Origin of the sequence: Kluyvera sichuanensis (genome assembly GCF_014218705.1) — a bacterium.
Taxonomy (GTDB): Bacteria; Pseudomonadota; Gammaproteobacteria; order Enterobacterales; family Enterobacteriaceae; genus Kluyvera; species Kluyvera sichuanensis.
In genome coordinates this window covers 24,332-41,336 of the sequence record NZ_JABBJF010000004.1, presented here as the reverse complement: position 1 = coordinate 41,336, position 17,005 = coordinate 24,332, and the positions used below count along the sequence as shown (strand labels likewise).

The 17,005-nt window shown below is 57.2% G+C and carries 19 protein-coding genes; 7 read left to right on the top strand and 12 right to left on the bottom strand.

What is annotated here, in order from left to right; genetic code table 11:
- The first annotated feature begins 84 nt into the window (after nucleotides 1-84).
- Entirely contained in the window at nucleotides 85-495 is a 411-nt protein-coding gene (cueR, locus tag HII27_RS06205) for a Cu(I)-responsive transcriptional regulator (RefSeq protein ID WP_185667085.1), read from the top strand.
- Nucleotides 496-498: 3 nt separating this feature from the next.
- On the opposite strand, the gene HII27_RS06200 is transcribed toward cueR, so the two are convergent.
- Nucleotides 499-960: an NfeD family protein gene (locus HII27_RS06200; RefSeq protein ID WP_185667084.1), complete on the bottom strand. Its 462-nt coding sequence runs from the start codon at nucleotides 958-960 to the stop codon at nucleotides 499-501.
- Entirely contained in the window at nucleotides 957-1,874 is a 918-nt protein-coding gene (locus HII27_RS06195) for an SPFH domain-containing protein (RefSeq protein ID WP_035891812.1), read from the bottom strand. The genes HII27_RS06200 and HII27_RS06195 overlap by 4 nt, the downstream gene beginning before the upstream one ends.
- Before the next feature lie 126 nt (nucleotides 1,875-2,000).
- On the opposite strand from HII27_RS06195, the gene fetA reads away from it, so the two are divergent.
- Entirely contained in the window at nucleotides 2,001-2,660 is a 660-nt protein-coding gene (gene fetA, locus HII27_RS06190; RefSeq protein WP_185667083.1) for an iron efflux ABC transporter ATP-binding subunit FetA, read from the top strand.
- Nucleotides 2,653-3,438, top strand: a complete 786-nt coding sequence (gene fetB, locus HII27_RS06185; RefSeq protein ID WP_185667082.1) for an iron efflux ABC transporter permease subunit FetB — start codon at nucleotides 2,653-2,655, stop codon at nucleotides 3,436-3,438. Before fetA ends, fetB begins: the two co-directional genes overlap by 8 nt.
- Before the next feature lie 85 nt (nucleotides 3,439-3,523).
- On the opposite strand, the gene HII27_RS06180 is transcribed toward fetB, so the two are convergent.
- Genes HII27_RS06180 through tesA form a run of 3 tightly spaced genes read right to left on the bottom strand, consistent with a single transcriptional unit; the run spans nucleotide 3,524 to nucleotide 5,859 of the window.
- Complete coding sequence (locus tag HII27_RS06180; RefSeq protein WP_185667081.1) at nucleotides 3,524-4,378, bottom strand: co-chaperone YbbN; 855 nt, start codon at nucleotides 4,376-4,378, stop codon at nucleotides 3,524-3,526.
- Between the two features lie 58 nt (nucleotides 4,379-4,436).
- Entirely contained in the window at nucleotides 4,437-5,240 is an 804-nt protein-coding gene (locus HII27_RS06175; RefSeq protein WP_223883158.1) for an SDR family oxidoreductase, read from the bottom strand.
- Nucleotides 5,227-5,859 (bottom strand): multifunctional acyl-CoA thioesterase I/protease I/lysophospholipase L1, encoded by a 633-nt coding sequence (tesA, locus tag HII27_RS06170; RefSeq protein ID WP_185667079.1) that lies wholly within the window; start codon nucleotides 5,857-5,859, stop codon nucleotides 5,227-5,229. Before tesA ends, HII27_RS06175 begins: the two co-directional genes overlap by 14 nt.
- Here tesA and ybbA point away from each other — a divergent pair.
- The 3 genes from ybbA (at nucleotide 5,827) to HII27_RS06155 (ending at nucleotide 10,278) form a co-directional block, all read left to right on the top strand.
- On the top strand, nucleotides 5,827-6,513 hold the full coding sequence (gene ybbA / locus HII27_RS06165; RefSeq protein WP_185667078.1) for a putative ABC transporter ATP-binding protein YbbA: 687 nt from the start codon (nucleotides 5,827-5,829) through the stop codon (nucleotides 6,511-6,513). The genes tesA and ybbA overlap by 33 nt on opposite strands.
- Nucleotides 6,510-8,924, top strand: a complete 2,415-nt coding sequence (gene ybbP / locus HII27_RS06160) for a putative ABC transporter permease subunit YbbP (RefSeq protein ID WP_185667077.1) — start codon at nucleotides 6,510-6,512, stop codon at nucleotides 8,922-8,924. The genes ybbA and ybbP overlap by 4 nt, the downstream gene beginning before the upstream one ends.
- A gap of 211 nt (nucleotides 8,925-9,135) precedes the next feature.
- Complete coding sequence (locus HII27_RS06155) at nucleotides 9,136-10,278, top strand: porin (RefSeq protein ID WP_185667076.1); 1,143 nt, start codon at nucleotides 9,136-9,138, stop codon at nucleotides 10,276-10,278.
- Nucleotides 10,279-10,331: 53 nt separating this feature from the next.
- On the opposite strand, the gene mnmH is transcribed toward HII27_RS06155, so the two are convergent.
- From mnmH to ppiB, 5 genes are all read right to left on the bottom strand, one after another.
- On the bottom strand, nucleotides 10,332-11,423 hold the full coding sequence (mnmH, locus tag HII27_RS06150) for a tRNA 2-selenouridine(34) synthase MnmH (protein WP_185667075.1): 1,092 nt from the start codon (nucleotides 11,421-11,423) through the stop codon (nucleotides 10,332-10,334).
- 108 nt (nucleotides 11,424-11,531) lie between these two features.
- The gene (gene purK / locus HII27_RS06145; RefSeq protein ID WP_185667074.1) at nucleotides 11,532-12,599 is read right to left on the bottom strand and encodes a 5-(carboxyamino)imidazole ribonucleotide synthase; all 1,068 of its coding nucleotides are present in this window, start codon (nucleotides 12,597-12,599) and stop codon (nucleotides 11,532-11,534) included.
- Complete coding sequence (purE, locus tag HII27_RS06140) at nucleotides 12,596-13,105, bottom strand: 5-(carboxyamino)imidazole ribonucleotide mutase (RefSeq protein WP_185667073.1); 510 nt, start codon at nucleotides 13,103-13,105, stop codon at nucleotides 12,596-12,598. Before purE ends, purK begins: the two co-directional genes overlap by 4 nt.
- Before the next feature lie 119 nt (nucleotides 13,106-13,224).
- On the bottom strand, nucleotides 13,225-13,947 hold the full coding sequence (gene lpxH / locus HII27_RS06135) for a UDP-2,3-diacylglucosamine diphosphatase (protein WP_185667072.1): 723 nt from the start codon (nucleotides 13,945-13,947) through the stop codon (nucleotides 13,225-13,227).
- Nucleotides 13,948-13,950: 3 nt separating this feature from the next.
- Complete coding sequence (gene ppiB, locus HII27_RS06130) at nucleotides 13,951-14,445, bottom strand: peptidylprolyl isomerase B (RefSeq protein WP_035891791.1); 495 nt, start codon at nucleotides 14,443-14,445, stop codon at nucleotides 13,951-13,953.
- Between the two features lie 185 nt (nucleotides 14,446-14,630).
- On the opposite strand from ppiB, the gene cysS reads away from it, so the two are divergent.
- Nucleotides 14,631-16,016: a cysteine--tRNA ligase gene (gene cysS, locus HII27_RS06125; protein WP_185667071.1), complete on the top strand. Its 1,386-nt coding sequence runs from the start codon at nucleotides 14,631-14,633 to the stop codon at nucleotides 16,014-16,016.
- Between the two features lie 49 nt (nucleotides 16,017-16,065).
- Here cysS and HII27_RS06120 read toward each other — a convergent pair whose 3' ends face one another.
- Together HII27_RS06120 and ybcJ are read right to left on the bottom strand one after the other, a co-directional pair.
- Nucleotides 16,066-16,587 (bottom strand): metal-dependent hydrolase, encoded by a 522-nt coding sequence (locus HII27_RS06120; protein ID WP_185667070.1) that lies wholly within the window; start codon nucleotides 16,585-16,587, stop codon nucleotides 16,066-16,068.
- Nucleotides 16,588-16,792: 205 nt separating this feature from the next.
- Entirely contained in the window at nucleotides 16,793-17,005 is a 213-nt protein-coding gene (gene ybcJ, locus HII27_RS06115; RefSeq protein WP_185667069.1) for a ribosome-associated protein YbcJ, read from the bottom strand.

The window sequence follows — 17,005 nt, the reverse complement described above, 5'->3', positions numbered from 1 at the left end:
TCAATAATGGATGACCAAATTCACCTTATGGTCTACAGTTGTGAAGGTTAAACCTTCCAGCAAGGGGAAGGTCAAGGGGGAAATGTGAATATCAGTGATGTTGCCAAAAAAACCGGTTTAACCAGCAAAGCGATTCGCTTTTATGAAGAGAAGGGGCTGGTCACGCCGCCGCTGCGCAGTGAAAACGGCTACCGCAGCTACACGCAGAAACACCTTGATGAGTTTACGCTGCTGCGTCAGGCGCGGCAGGTAGGGTTTAATCTGGAGGAGTGCGGCGAGCTGGTGAATCTGTTTAATGACCCAAAGCGCCACAGTGCCGATGTGAAAGCCTACACGCTGCAAAAGGTGGCGGATATTGAACGCCATATCAGCGACCTGCAGGCGATGCGCGATCAGCTGCTTTCGCTGGCAGCGTCCTGCCCGGGAGATGACAGCGCCGATTGTCCGATTATTGATAATCTTTCCGGCTGCTGTCACCGTAAAACCCAGGCCTGACGATTAGCGAGGAGGGGAGAGCCTGATTCGCAGGACGATCCCTTCCACCGCAATCACCTCTACTTTACTGCCGGCAGGCAGGTCGTCATCGGCGGCAACCGGCCAGGAGCTATCGCCGACCCGCATATGACCACGACCGTTAACCAGCGCGTTATCCAGCGTAAAGCGCTGGCCCAGCAGTTGCTGTCCACGCTGGTTAAGCTGGCCTTCAGCCGGGCGCTGGCGGTTCGTGCGGCGGCTCAACCACTTCCACCACAGCCAGGCTGCCAGCAGCGTAAGCACGGCAAACAGCGTGCCCTGCCACTCCCAACCGATCGGCAACAGCCAAGTGATGATGCCGGTGACCGCCGCCGCCACGCCGCTCCACAGCAGATAACCGCTGCCGCCGAGCATTTCTGCCGCCAGCAGCAGGCCGCCCAGGCTCAGCCAGAAGAGATGCGGGTGCGTGAGCACCAGGGCAATCATGATGATTTCCGTTCGCTGGCGCTGTCTTTAATCAGCTCGGCGATCCCGGCGATTGAGCCCATCAGGCTGCTGGCATCCAGCGGCATCATCACCACTTTGCTGTTATTGGCGGAGCCAATCTGCTGCAGCGCATCGGTATATTTCTGCGCCACAAAGTAGTTCACCGCCTGAATGTCGCCGGCGGCAATCGCCTCGGATACCATCTTGGTTGCCGTGGCTTCCGCCTGCGCTGAACGCTCACGCGCTTCCGCCTGCAGGAACGCCGACTGGCGCTCACCTTCTGCGGTCAGGATCTGCGCCTGTTTTTCACCTTCGGCTTTGACGATTTGCGCCTGGCGAATCCCCTCCGCTTCGAGGATATAGGCACGCTTGGTACGTTCGGCCTTCATCTGCGCGTTCATGGCGTCGATCAGTTCTGCCGGTGGGCGTACGTCGCGAATTTCGATACGGGTGATTTTGATGCCCCACGGATTAGTCGCTTCATCGACGATATGCAGCAGACGCGTGTTGATGTTGTCACGCTGGGAGAGCATTTCGTCGAGCTCCATCGACCCGAGGACGGTACGAATGTTGGTCATCGTCAGGTTGATGATGGCGAGTTCAAGGTTGCTGACCTCATAGGCCGCTTTTGGCGCATCGATCACCTGAATAAAGCAAACGGCATCAATCGAGACGTTGGCGTTATCTTTAGAGATGACTTCCTGGGAAGGAATATCGAGCACCTGCTCCATCATATTGATTTTGCGGCCGATGCGATCCATAAACGGCACCACCAGGCTTAAACCAGGGTGCAGGGTTTTGGTGTAGCGACCAAAACGTTCGACCGTCCATTGGTAGCCCTGAGGCACAACTTTGACGCCCGCCGCGACAATCACCAGCGCGACGAAGATAAGAACCGGGATAAATATCAGCATAAAACCTCCTGTTTAACTGTCCGTAACCTGTTCAAGTATATCGGCTATGCAGGGGAAATTCGCCCCCTGAAATAAATAGGGGTTACACTAGAGCCACAAAAGTCAGCTTCAGGACAAAATAAAGCAATGAAGGAAAATAGCGCGATTTTACAGCTTGAGCAGGTGAGCTTTCATATTGGCGAGAAAACGGTCCTTGATAAGATTAATTTAAGCGTGGCCCCCGGTGAGTTTAAGCTGATTACCGGGCCCTCCGGCTGCGGCAAAAGCACCTTATTAAAAATTATCGCCTCGCTGCTTTCACCCACCGATGGGAAGATTCTATTTGAAGGCCAGGATATCAACGCATTAACCCCGGAAGCTTATCGCCAGCAGGTTTCCTACTGTGCACAAACTCCGGCGCTGTTTGGCGATACGGTTTACGACAACTTTATTTTCCCGTGGCAGATTCGCAATAAAAATCCTGAGCCGGATCGTTTTCTGACGCAGCTGGCGCAATTTGGCCTGCCGGAAGAGACGCTGTCGAAATCGATTAACGATCTCTCCGGCGGGGAAAAGCAGCGGGTGTCGCTCATTCGGAACCTGCAATTTTTACCCAAGGTGCTGCTGCTGGATGAAATTACCAGCGCACTGGACGAGCAAAATAAAAAGAACGTGAACGAGATTATTCATCAGTATGTGCGTGACCAGCAGGTTGCGGTGCTGTGGGTGACCCACGATAAAGATGAAATTAGCCATGCGGATGAAGTGGTGACGCTGCCTTCGCATCAGGAGGCGGTCAATGAATAGCGAACATATCATCACTAACCAGTCGCTGGCGCTGTCAATGGTGTTGGTGCTGGTTGCCATCCTGGTCAGCTACCGGGAAAAGCTGGCGCTGGAAAAAGACATTATCTGGAGTATCTGCCGGGCGGTGGTGCAGCTGATTATCGTTGGCTACGTGCTGAAGTATATCTTCAACGTAAACCACGCGGTGCTGACGCTATGCATGGTGCTGTTCATCTGCTTCAACGCGGCGTACAACGCGCAAAAGCGCAGCAAATATATCGATAAAGCGTTTGTGTCATCATTTATTGCCATTACTACCGGCGCCGGGCTAACGCTGGCGGTGCTGGTGTTCTCCGGCTCGATTGCGTTTGTACCGATGCAGGTGATCCCGATTTCCGGGATGATTGCCGGTAACGCGATGATTGCGGTGGGGCTGTGCTACAACAACCTGGGGCAGCGTTTTAGCGCTGAACAGCAGCAGATTCAGGAGAAGCTAAGCCTGGGGGCAACGCCGAAAATGGCGTCGGCGCGGTTGATTCGCGAAAGTATTCGCGCGTCGCTGATCCCGACCGTAGATTCGGCAAAAACGGTAGGATTGGTGAGTTTGCCGGGGATGATGTCCGGGCTGATTTTTGCCGGTATCGACCCGGTAAAAGCGATTAAGTATCAGATTATGGTGACGTTTATGCTGCTCTCAACCGCCAGCCTGTCGACCATTATTGCCTGTTATCTGACTTACCGGAAGTTTTACAACGCCCGCCACCAGTTGGTGGTGACGCAGTTGAAGAAACGCACATAATGTGAGATTTCCCGGCGGCGCTGCGCGTGGCCGGGCTACCTACAATTGTAGCCCGGCCAAGCGAAGCGCCGCCGGGATTGCACGGTTAGTACAGCAGCGAATACAGCTGACGACGATACTTCGACGCCAACGCATCACCGGTACCCAGCGCTGCCAGAATTTCCTGCAGCATTTTGCGCGCCTGACCGTCCGCCGCGCCTAAATCTTTGCGCAGATGGCTGAACAGCAGCTCCAGCGCCTCTTCGTTACGGCCCACCTGATGCAACTGAAGTGCTAGCTTCGAGGCCAGCGCCGCGTCGTCCGGGTTGGCCGCTACTTCTTGCTGCAACTGCTGAATTTCCGGCGTGTCTGCCGCCTGCTTTAGCAGCTCAATCTGCGCAACCAGCCCTTGATAACGGGTGTCCTGATCCTGCAGCGGAATGGTTTTCAGCACCGCTTCCGCCTCTTCTGAACGGTTAAGCGCAATTTGCGTTTCCGCCAGCAGTAGACCAATCTGACTGTCCTGACCGGAGAGCTGCCAGGCATCTTTCAGCAACGGCAGCGCGTCGGCATGGTTGCCTTCCTGAATCAGCGCCAGCGCCTGCTGTGCTTTCAGCTCTTCTTCACGAGGCAGCACTTTATCGAGCAGTGCGCGAATCGCTTCTTCCGGCTGAGGGCCCTGGAAGCCGTCAACCGGCTGACCATTCTGGAACAGATAAACGGTCGGGATGGAGCGCAGGCCAAACTGAGAGGCGACCATTTGCTCGGCGTCGCAGTCCACCTTCGCCAGAATAAACTGACCGTTGTACTGCGCGGCCAGATTTTCCAGCACCGGCGTCAGATCCAGGCAGTGCTGGCTACGGTCTGACCAGAAGTAGAACAGCACCGGTGTGGTAACGGACTGCTCCAGCGTCTGGTGGAGATTAGCTTCGGTAATGTTGACGATATTCTGTACGGACATAAGTCTTTCTCTGTAGTCGGTTTGTATTCGAGATGGGGGCAAAAGCGTCGGCTTCAACTTAGCCCTGCAGAATTTTGTCCATCGCGCGCCCCGGCAGCAGGCGTTTCAGCCAGCCAACCGCGTGGGTGACCAGGGTGACCGGATAGCGCAGCTTCGGTTTATCGCTGATAAACGCATGGCGAACTTTCTCCACCACCGCGTCCGGGCCAAGGGTGAAGCGCGCGGCAATGCCGGGATTCTCCACCGGCTTATCGCTGGTCTGGTTAACGTTTTCCGTAAAGCGGGTGCGAATGGGGCCGGGTTCAATCAGGCTGACCTTCACCCCCGTATGGCGCAGCTCCATGCGCAGCGCATCAGACCAGGCCTCCAGCGCATATTTGCTGGCGGCATAGGCGCCACGGCCCGGGGTGGAAATCAGCCCCATCACCGATGAAGTCATGACGATACGGCCTTCGCCGTGCGGGATCATCGCCGGCAGCAGGCGCATGGTCAGCTGGTGGACGCCGAAAAAGTTGGCGGAAAACTGCTGCACCATCTGCGCGCGGCTGATGCTCTCCAGTGGACCATAGACGCCATATCCGGCGTTATTAAACAGGCCAAACAGGCGGTTATTGGTCAGGGCGATGACCTGCTCCGCGGCGTTATCGACGCTTTCCGGGCTGTCGAGGTCGAGCAATATTCCGGTAAACCCCATGCCGTTCATGCGCTTCACATCATCGGGTTTGCGGCAGGCGGCCAGTACGCGAAAGCCCTGGCGTTTCAGTTCTAACGCGCTTTCGAGGCCAATCCCGCTGGAACATCCTGTAATTAAGACCGATTTTTGCATAACTTTACCTGAAGACACCGCTTTACTTTCCGGCATCGTGATTAACTAATGGAGCCAGGCGTGTCGCCATCCAGTCCGCAATAAACGGCTGGGCGTCACGATTGGGATGAATGCCATCATCCTGCATCCACTGCGGCTTGAGATAGACCTCTTCCATGAAGAAGGGCAGCAGTGGGATAGAAAACTCGCTGGCGAGCTGCGGATATACAGCGCTGAACGCCTCATTATAGCGGCGTCCGTAGTTTGCTGGCAGACGAATTTGCATTAATAACGGTTGGGCATGGGCGGCCTTTACCTGCTGCAAAATAGTACGCAGCGTTTTCTCGGTTTGCTGTGGTTGAAAACCGCGCAGCCCATCGTTGCCGCCGAGTTCAACCAGCACCCATTGCGGTTTATGCTGTTGCAGCAGCGCGGGCAGGCGTGCCAGCCCCTGGTCTGAGGTATCGCCACTAATACTGGCGTTTACCACCGTAATGTCAGGCTGCCATTTATCATTCAACAGCGCCGGCCAGGCCGTATTGGCCGCCATGCGATAGCCCGCGCTAAGGCTGTCGCCAAGCACTAACAGCGTGTCCGCCGCCGCGGCGCGCAGGCTAAACAGAATCAAAAACAGGACAGGCAAATGCCAGCGGAAAACGTACTTGAAGTGCATCATCTTAAGAAATCCGTCGGTCAGGGGGAGCATGAGCTTTCCATCCTTACCGGAGTTAACCTGATTGTCAAACCGGCGCAAACCCTTGCTTTAATTGGCGAGTCGGGTTCCGGGAAGTCGACGCTGCTGGCGATTCTGGCCGGGCTGGATGATGGCAGCAGCGGCGAGGTGAAGCTGCTGGGGCATCCGCTGGATAAGCTCGATGAAGAGGCGCGAGCGCGACTGCGCGCCCAGCATATCGGCTTTGTTTTTCAGTCTTTCATGCTGATCCCCACGCTGAATGCGCTGGAGAACGTCGAGCTGCCCGCGCTGCTGCGCGGTGAAAGCGACGGCCAAAGCCGCCAGGGGGCGAAGGCGTTACTGGAACAGTTGGGGCTAGGCAAGCGCTTGCACCACCTTCCGGCGCAGCTTTCCGGCGGCGAGCAGCAGCGCGTGGCGCTGGCTCGCGCCTTTAACGGTCGCCCGGATCTGCTGTTTGCCGACGAACCGACCGGTAACCTTGACCGCCAGACCGGGGATAAAATCGCCGACCTGTTGTTCTCGCTCAACCGCGAACACGGCACCACGTTGATTCTGGTGACCCACGATGCGCAGCTTGCCGCGCGCTGCGACCGACGGCTGCGGCTGGTCGACGGGCAGCTACGGGAGGAGGCATGATTTTACGTTGGTTCTGGCGGGAGTGGCGCTCGCCGTCGCTGCTGATCGTCTGGCTGGCGCTGAGCCTGGCGGTGGCCTGCGTGCTGGCGCTGTGCAGCATCAGCGACCGCATGGACAAAGGGCTCAATCAACAAAGCCGTGAGTATATGGCGGGCGACCGGGTGCTGCGCAGTTCTCGCGAAGTACCGACGCAGTGGATTGAACGCGCGCGCGCTCAGGGGCTGACGGTTGGCGAACAGATCAACTTCTCCACCATGACCTGGGCGGGCGACACGCCGCAACTTGCCGACGTGAAGGCGGTCGATGACAGTTACCCGCTGTATGGCGACCTGCAAACCGCACCCGCAGGCCTCAAACCGCAGGCGGGAACGGTGCTGCTGGCGCCCCGGCTGATGGCGCTGCTGAATCTGAAAACCGGCGATAACCTTGACGTGGGCGATGCCACGCTGCGCATTGCCGGGGAAGTGGTGCAGGAACCTGATAGCGGCTTTAACCCGTTCCAGATGGCGCCCCGGCTGATGATGAACCTGGCCGACGTGGCGAAAACCGGTGCCGTACAGCCCGGCAGCCGGGTAAGCTGGAGTTATAAATTTGCCGGCCCCCCCGCGCAGCTTGCCAGCTATGAAAGCTGGCTGTTGCCACAGCTCAAGCCGGAACATCGCTGGATTGGCCCGGATCAGGACGACGGCGCGTTAGGCAAATCGCTGCAGCGTTCCCAGCAGTTCCTGCTGCTCTCCGCGTTGCTGACGCTGCTGCTGGCGGTCGCCGCCGTGGCGGTGGCCATGGGTCACTACTGCCGCAGTCGCTACGATCTGGTGGCGGTACTGAAAACGTTGGGTGCCGGGCGAGCGCAGCTGCGTAAGCTGATTATCGGCCAGTGGGTGCTGCTACTGGCGCTTTCAGCGCTGGCGGGTGGTGCGATGGGTCTGCTGTTTGAATCGGTGCTGCTGGCGCTACTCAAGCCGGTGCTGCCAGCGGCGTTACCTGCCGCCAGCGCCTGGCCGTGGCTGTGGGCAGTGGGGTCAATGACGGTGATTTCGCTGCTGGTCGGGTTACGTCCATACCGATTGCTGCTGGCAACTCAGCCGCTGCGCGTGCTGCGTCAGGATATCGTTGCCAACGTCTGGCCGCTGAAAATCTATCTGCCGCTGGTCTGTATCGTCACGGTGGTACTGCTGGCATGGTTGATGGGCGGTAGCCCGCTGCTGTGGTCGGTGCTAGCGGGCGCGGTGGTGTTGGCGGCGCTATGTGGGCTGGTGGGCTGGCTGCTGCTGAAGGTGTTGAAGCGCCTCACCCTGCGCGCGCTGCCGCTGCGTCTGGCGGTGAATCGTCTGCTGCGCCAGCCGTGGTCGACGCTTAGCCAACTGGCCGCGTTCTCGCTCTCATTTATGCTACTGGCGCTGCTGCTGGTGCTGCGCGGCGATCTGCTGGATCGCTGGCAGCAGCAGTTACCGCCGGAAAGCCCCAACTATTTCCTGATCAACATTGCCCCGGAACAGGTGAGTGAGGTGAAAACCTTCCTGGCGGAGCATCAGGTGATCCCGGCGGCGTTTTACCCGATCGTCCGCGCGCGCCTCACCCAGATCAACGGCCATAGCACCGAAGGGAATAAAGATGAATCGCTGAACCGCGAGCTGAACCTCACCTGGCAAAACCAACGGCCGCAGCATAACCCGCTGGTAGCGGGCGTCTGGCCGCCGAAAACCGGGGAAGTCTCTATTGAGGAAGGGTTGGCGCAGCGGCTGAATATTGGCCTCGGCGATAGCGTAACCTTCACCGGTGATACTCAGGACTTTACGGCGAAGGTGAGCAGCATTCGCAAGGTGGATTGGGAAAGCCTGCGGCCGAACTTCTTCTTTATCTTCCCGGACGGCGCGCTGGACGGTCAGCCGCAGAGCTGGCTCACCAGCTTCCGCTGGGACCACGGTACGACGCTGCTGACTCAGCTAAACCGTGAATTCCCGACGGTGAGCCTGCTGGATATTGGCGCTATCTTAAAACAGGTTGGTCAAGTGCTGGCGCAGGTCAGTCGGGCGCTGGAGGTGATGGTGGTGCTGGTCACCGCCTGCGGCGTGCTGCTGCTATTGGCGCAGGTTCAGGTTGGCATGCGCCAGCGTCACCAGGAGCTGGTGGTCTATCGCACACTCGGTGCCGGAAAGTCTCTGTTGCGCCTGACGTTATGGGCGGAGTTTGCTCTGCTGGGGGCGATTTCTGGTCTGGTGGCGGCCATCGGCGCGGAGACCGCGCTGGCGATGCTGCAAACCAAGGTATTTGATTTCCCGTGGTCACCGGACTGGCGGCTGTGGGTGGCGCTACCGCTTTGCGGGGCGCTGTTGCTGTCGCTGTGCGGTGGGGGATTGGGGCTGCGCCTGCTTAAGGGTAGGGCGCTGTTCCGTCAGTTTTCCAGCTAGCCATTTCCCCGGCGGCACTGCGCCGCCGGGTTTCCCTCTGTCCTCGCAAAATTGCTCATCCTTTCATCAACATGCCCGCATTAGGGCACCATTCGGTAATTCTGCTGTGCTAAGTCGCACGTTTCATTAAAAATCAGTCAGGTGCAATTTATTAATAAACGATAAGATTTATTTGCCAAATAGATGGCGCGTAATCTATCAAGGAAAAATAATGACTATAAAAATGAAAGCGCTGGCGATCTCGATCGGCGCTGCAGTGGCATTGACGTCTTTCGCATCCCAGGCTGAAATTACCCTGCTCAAGCAGGATCCTCAGGCTGGTAACCCGCTGAGCCGTCTGAACTTCACCGTGGGCGGGAGTATTCGTCCGCAGTTCCAGAACATGACCGGCAACGACGGTAAAAACGCCTATAAGCGTAATGGCTTTGATGGCGGCACCCGTTTCCGTTTCGCCGCTGACTACTACCTGTTTGATGATATCAGTTGGGTCAGCTACTACGAACTGGGTGTCAATATTCCAGCGGTCTTTGACTGGGATAACCACTACGCGGAAGGCGCGAACGACACCACCCGTCGTATGCTCTACACCGGCCTGAAGAGCGATACCTGGGGTACGCTGACCTTCGGTCAACAAAACAGCATCTACTACGATGTGGTCGGTGCGAAAACCGATATCTGGGACTATGACATGATTGGTCAGGCACCGGGTAACGGTATCAACGGTGACTACGATGGTTCTTACCGTACTCGTAAATCACTGAAGTATAAGAAAACCGTAGGTGATGTAGATCTCTACGCTTCTTACCTGTTCAACGATGATCTGAACCTGAACAACGGCCTGCTGTACAAACGTAAAGGCGGCGGTTCACTGGGTGTGGATTACCATATCACTGACGATCTGAGCTGGGGTACGGCATGGAACTACACCCGTGCTGACATGAACACCACCTACAACAGCGAAAGCAAAACCTACGATCAGAACATCCTGGGTACCGCGCTGAGCTGGACGCCGGACAACTGGACCTTCTCCCTCGGCGGCGGCTGGTACCAGAACTTCATGACCACCAAAAAATCTTCCGTACATGATTACTTCGCGGGCGATGCATGGGGCGTGGAATACTTCGCGGGTTACAAAATCCCAGTGGGTCAGTACGCGCTTAAATCCGTTCAGCCGTACTTCATGGGTGACCGTATTGAATACGTGAATGGTCGCAACTACCAGCGCATCGACAACGGCGTGGGTATCAGCTTCCAGCTGGATTACGGTTTCCGTGTTGACTACGAACACGTGTTCACCTCCAGCACCGATGATCTGGGTGATATGAACCTGGTTCGTCTGCGTTACGATTTCTAATCGTCAAAAAGGGCGGCAATTGCCGCCCTTTCTTTTGGGTCTTCACCCACTCTTTACGCGGCGGTTTCCGCCAGCCACTGCGTGACCGCTTCCGACGTTCCCCGAAACACAATCTTGTCCGCCTTCTTCTCCAACTGATAGCAGTACATTGGGTCGTAATACTCCTCCAGCAACGGCACCAGCCAGGCAAAATGCGCCTCCGTTGAGCCGGTACGCTTCTGCTCGGCCAGCGAAGCGTCGAGCGTGGCGGTCAGTTCGGCAAAACGCTGAAGCCCCAGGCGACGGCGAATGGCAAAAAGGCCATGATGTAAATAGGCGCTGTACTCTTCCCAGCCTTTCTCTTCACCAAATGCGGCGGTGAAGTCATGATACATATGGGCAAAGTACTCTTCGCGCAGACGCTCAAGACGCAGATCAAACGGATCTTCCACTACCGCGATCGGCGACTGCGCCATACGATCGCGTAGGCACTCCGGCAGGTGGTTAGCGCCGATCATGTGACCTTCATCTTCCAGCACCCAGCGAACCTTGTCCTGCTGATATGCGCCTTTCAGTAGCGCGGTGGCGAGATGGTTCTCAAAAGTAGCCTGAGAAAATTGGGGGGTTAGCGTACGGCCAAACGATGAACCACGGTGGTGAGCCAGCCCTTCAAGGTCGATCCCCAAAGGTTGTTCGCGCACCAGCGGCGTTTTGCCGTTACCGGTGCAACCGCCGATCAAAACGATCGGATGGCGTACCAGCTCCTCGGTGGCTTGAATGGCCGCCTGACGCAGCGCCTTATAGCCGCCAACGATCAACGGGTAATCAATACCGTTTTCTTTGATCCAGCTCTGCGTGATATGCGAGCGCTGGCCGCCGCGTGCGCAGCACAGATAGCCCTGCGGCGCACGGCGGCAGGCATCAAGCCAGGCGTCAATGCGCTGCTGACGCGTCTGCCCGGAGACCAGTTTGTGCCCCAGCGCCATTGCGGCTTCGGGCCCCTGACGTTTATAGCAGGTACCGACCGCCGCGCGTTCATCGTCGTTCATCAGCGGCAGATTGACGGCGGCGGGCATAGCGCCCTGAGCAAACTCGACGGGAGCACGCACGTCAATGATGGGCGTTTCCGCGCGCAGAATCGCGCAGTAATCCGTCCCATTGTTCATGGGGAAATCCTTCTTATTTAAATCGGGGGGTCATGCGGTTATGGCGGGATTTTACGCTTCAGAGAGGGGGCCGGGGAAGGATAAGTTACTTTCCCCGGCATTTAAGGCTTAATTCAGGCGTGATTGCGCCCAGGCAATACCGCTTGCGTACTCTGGCGGCAGCAGGGGAACTATCGCTTCCAGCGTGGCGCTGAGGCGGCCGGTATCGCTGTCATTGAGGTTCAGGTGGCCCACTTTACGGCCCTCGCGCACCTCTTTGTCGTACCAGTGCAGGTGCACCAGCGGCAGCTTCAGCCAGTCATAGTTCAGGTCGGTGCCAATCAGGTTCACCATTACCGACGGGCTGTTTACTACCGGCGGTGGCAATGGCAGGTCGGTAATTGCACGCAGGTGCAGCTCGAACTGGCTGATGGATGCGCCGTTCTGCGTCCAGTGGCCACTGTTGTGCACGCGTGGGGCCAGCTCGTTGATCAGCAATCCGGCCGGGGTGATGAAACACTCCATTGCCATGACGCCGACGTAGTTCAGCTCCTGCATAATCGCGCCGAGCATGGTTTCGGCCTGAGCCTGCTGCTGCGCGTCCGCCTGTGGGAAAGCAACGCTCATGCGCAGAATACCGTCCTGATGCAGGTTGTGGGTCAGCGGGTAGAACACGGTACTGCCGTCATGGCCGCGCGCGCCCACCAGCGACACTTCACCGGAGAAGTTAATACCCTGCTCAACAATGCATTCGCCGTAGCACTCGTCAGGCAGCTGTGTGGTGTCATCTTTACGCAGACGCCACTGGCCGCGGCCATCGTAGCCGCCGGTGCGGCGCTTGACGATAGCCAGCTCGCCCAGACGACCGAATACTTCAGGCCACTCGTCGGCGCTTGCCAGCAACTGCCACGGGGCTGTTGCCAGATTGAGTTTATCGAACAGCTGCTTTTGTGTCAGACGGTCAGCAATAATCGGGAAAACGTCGCGGTTAACAAACGCGGTGTGCTCGGCCAGTTCGCGGGTCAGTGCGGTCTCCGGCCAGCGTTCGATCTCAGCGGTAATCACGCTTTGCTGAAACGGCACGGCGGCCGGGTCAGCTTCTAAACCTACCGGCCAGACGGCGATGCCCAGCGGCTCGCCGGCCTGACGCAGCATGCGGCCTAGCTGACCGTTGCCCAGCACGCAGACCTGCTTCATGCCGCACCTCGTGGGTCTGGGTTATCCAGCACTTCATCGGTTTGCGCTTTGCGCCAGTCGGCAAGGCGCTGATGCAGTTCAGCGTCGTGCTGAGCCAGGATCTGTGCGGCGAGCAGGGCGGCGTTAGCGGCACCGGCTTTCCCGATAGCCAGCGTCCCTACCGGGATACCGCGCGGCATCTGTACGATGGAGTAGAGGCTGTCTACGCCGCTTAATGCCGCGCTCTGCACCGGTACGCCGAGTACTGGCACCAGCGTTTTCGCGGCAATCATTCCGGGTAAATGCGCTGCACCACCGGCACCGGCAATAATCACCTGGTAACCGTTCTCTTCTGCCGTTTCGGCGAAGCTGAACAGCTTATCGGGCGTACGGTGAGCGGAAACCACTTCAACATGGTGAGGAACGTTCAGAATATCGAGGATTTCTGTGGCGAACTGCATGGTAGCCCAGTCGCTTTTGGACCCCATCACGATGGCGATACGTGCCGGATTATTGCGGGAAGACATGCGTCTTAAAACTCCTGTGGGTGTGCTGCACACGACGTTAGAGGTCACAGAGAATAACACGGAAAACGGGCAAGGAAAACGGTTGCGTCGCCACGTGACAGGGGAATAAGGGGGAAAAATTAAAATGGGAAGGCGATAAGCGTAACGTCGTCTTGGGTGACGCGAATCATCGAGCCTTCAGTATGCCAGGCACCGAGCACCGCGCGAAATGCCGCGTCGCCGTTAGCCTCAAGAGCGTGGATATCCGGGCGATGGGTATGCCCGTGAATCAACCACTGCACGTGATGTTTCTCCATCACATCGACAACGGCCTGCGGGTTCACGTCCATGATGTCCATCGATTTACTGCTGTTGGCGGCCTTGCTGTCATTGCGCATCTTCTGCGCAATACGGCGGCGGATAAACAGCGGCAGGGCGAGGAACAGCTTCTGGATCCACGGGGTATGCACTTTGGCGCGAAAGGCGAGGTAGCCCGGATCGTCCGTGCAAAGGGTGTCGCCGTGCATAATCAGAATGCGACGACCGTAGAGGTCAAGCACCTTTTCTTCAGGCAACAACTGCATCCCGCTTGCTGTCGCAAAACGCTTGCCGACCAGAAAATCACGGTTGCCGTGGATGAAGTAGCAGGGAACGCCAGAATCGACCAGCGATTTGATGGCGGAGGCCACTTCACGGTGCAACGGGTTAGGATCGTCATCGCCAATCCAGGCTTCAAAAAGGTCGCCTAAGATGTACAGCGCATCGGCATGACGGGCTTCACCGCCTAAAAAACGCAGAAAACCGGCGGTAATCGCCGGTTCTTCTGTTTGCAGATGAAGGTCTGCAATAAAGAGTGTCGCCACCAATTACTCGCTGACGGTTACGCTTTCGATGATAACGTCTTCTTTAGGAACGTCCTGATGCATACCGCTGCGACCGGTAGAGACCGCTTTGATTTTGTCGACCACGTCCATACCTTCAACCACTTCGGCGAAGACACAGTAGCCCCAACCCTGCAGGCTTTCGCCAGAGAAGTTCAGGAAGTCGTTGTCTGCTACGTTGATGAAGAACTGAGCGGTAGCGGAGTGTGGAGCCTGAGTACGCGCCATTGCCAGCGTACCACGGGTGTTTTTCAGGCCGTTGTTCGCTTCGTTCTTGATAGCTTCTTTGGTGGTTTTCTGATTCATGCCTGGCTCAAAACCACCTCCCTGGATCATGAAGCCGTTGATAACACGGTGGAAGATCGTGTTGTTGTAGAAACCTTCGCGGCAGTAGTCCAGGAAGTTTTTAACTGTTTCCGGCGCTTTGTCGTCGAAGGTTTTGATGACGATGTCGCCGTGATTAGTGTGGAAAGTAACCATTTCTGCATCCTGTTCCGTTTAGAGTGGTGCTTCAGCCCGCCTGTGGGCTGCACATAGGCATCTGTTATAGCATAACCGGGCGGCGCGATCATCTTGCATTGTGTGCTGCTTCCGGGTTGAATTATGGGTAGAATATGCCGTTTAAGGCGAAAGCCCGGTTCACACACGTAAACATGGAATTCTCGATGCTAAAAATCTTCAATACAATGACTCGCCAGAAAGAGGAATTTAAGCCCATTCATGCCGGAGAAGTTGGCATGTACGTGTGTGGTATCACCGTTTACGATCTCTGTCATATCGGTCACGGCCGTACCTTCGTCTCCTTTGACGTGGTCGCGCGTTACCTGCGCTTCCTTGGCTACAAGCTGAAGTACGTGCGCAACATCACCGATATCGACGACAAAATCATCAAACGCGCTAACGAAAACGGCGAGAGCTTTGTCGCGCTGGTCGACCGCATGATCGTCGAAATGCACAAAGACTTCGACGCACTGAATATTCTGCGCCCGGATAACGAACCGCGCGCAACGCACCATATTCACGAGATCATCGAAATCACCGAGCAGTTGATCGCTAAAGGTCACGCCTACGTGGCGGACAACGGCGACGTGATGTTCTCGGTGCCAACCGATCCGAACTACGGCAAGCTGTCGCGTCAGGATCTGGACCAACTGCAGGCCGGCGCTCGCGTTGATGTGGTTGACGTGAAGCGCGATCCAATGGACTTCGTGCTGTGGAAAATGTCCAAAGCGGGCGAGCCAAGCTGGCCATCCCCGTGGGGCGAAGGCCGTCCTGGCTGGCACATCGAATGTTCAGCGATGAACTGCAAACAGCTGGGCAATCATTTCGACATTCACGGCGGCGGTTCGGATCTGATGTTCCCGCACCATGAAAACGAAATCGCACAGTCTACCTGTGCGCACGACGGCGAGTACGTGAACTACTGGATGCACTCCGGCATGGTGATGGTGGACCGCGAGAAGATGTCTAAATCGCTGGGCAACTTCTTTACCGTGCGCGACGTACTGAAGTACTACGACGCCGAAACCGTGCGCTACTTCCTGATGTCCGGCCACTACCGTAGCCAGCTGAACTACAGCGAAGAGAACCTCAAGCAGGCGCGTTCTGCGCTGGAGCGTCTGTACACCGCGCTGCGCGGTACCGACAAATCTGTCGCGCCAGCGGGCGGCGAAGCGTTCGAAGCGCGCTTTATTGAAGCAATGGACGACGACTTCAACACCCCGGAAGCCTACTCCGCGCTGTTTGATATGGCGCGCGAAGTGAACCGCCTGAAGAGTGAAGATATGCATGCCGCTAACGCGCTGGCATCGCATATGCGCAAGCTCTCCGCGGTGCTGGGTCTGCTGGAACAGGAGCCTGAAGCGTTCCTGCAAAGCGGCGCACAGGCCGACGACGGTGAAGTGGCAGAAATTGAAGCGTTAATCCAGCAACGTCTGGACGCGCGTAAAGCCAAAGACTGGGCGGCAGCCGACGCCGCGCGTGACCGTCTCAACGAGATGGGCATCGTGCTGGAAGATGGCCCGCAGGGTACCACCTGGCGTCGTAAGTAAGTCACTCATCGTAGCCCGGCCGAGCGCAAGCGACGCCGGGTCTTTCCACTCACCGACGTCGCCACCATAACCATCCCATCACCACCACGCCCGGCAACCACACCCACAGCAGTTCAGAAATAATCACCTGATGCCCGTATGGCGTGTTGTAGCGTGAGAGCGCAAACGGCGCGACTTTAATCACCTGCCACGGCGCGAAAAATCGTTCATCCGACCACGGCCACAGCCAACCCACGCCTTTGCCCCCGGTGGTTATCGAGTCCAGCAGACTATGTGATAGCAGCGAAACGGTTAAAAACAGCCAGCAGCGCATTAAGCCTGCGCCAAACCATCGTCGACCGACTATCACGCAGAGCAGGGGCACCACGAAGGCAAACAGCAGAGAATGGGTAAAGCCGCGATGGCCGAAAATATTGCCGTAGGCAATGCCGAACTTAAAGGCCAGTACATCGGCGTCGGGCAGCATCGCCAGCACAATGCCGGTCAACAATAAACGAGGTGGAATAACGCGGGTGCCGAGCCCTAAACCAAGGCACAGCGGGACGGCGGCGTGGGTAATAATCGTTGGCATCTGTAGTCCGTTTTAGCGTGAGGATTACAGAGTATCGTTGCTGAAGCGGATTTATGCAGTAGGGTGTAATTCTGAAAAATAGGGGGAGGGGATGAAACCCGGCGCCGCGATGCTTGTGTAGCCCGGGCGAGGCATTTATGCCGACCCCGGGGAGGCTCGGCACCGATTCCCGGCGTCGCATTCGCTCGGCCGGGCTACATATGGCTTACGCCGTCACGGTGACGCTCTGACCTTCAAAGCTTACGGTTTGGCCGGCGACAATTTTGCAGCGCTTGCGGGTTTCCACCGCACCGTCAACGTTAACCAGACCGTCGGCGATGGCGATTTTCGCCTGCGCACCGCTTTCGCTCCAGCCTTCCAGCTTCAGTAAATCACAGAGTTCCACATGCGGATGCTTACCCAAAGAAAATGTTGCCAT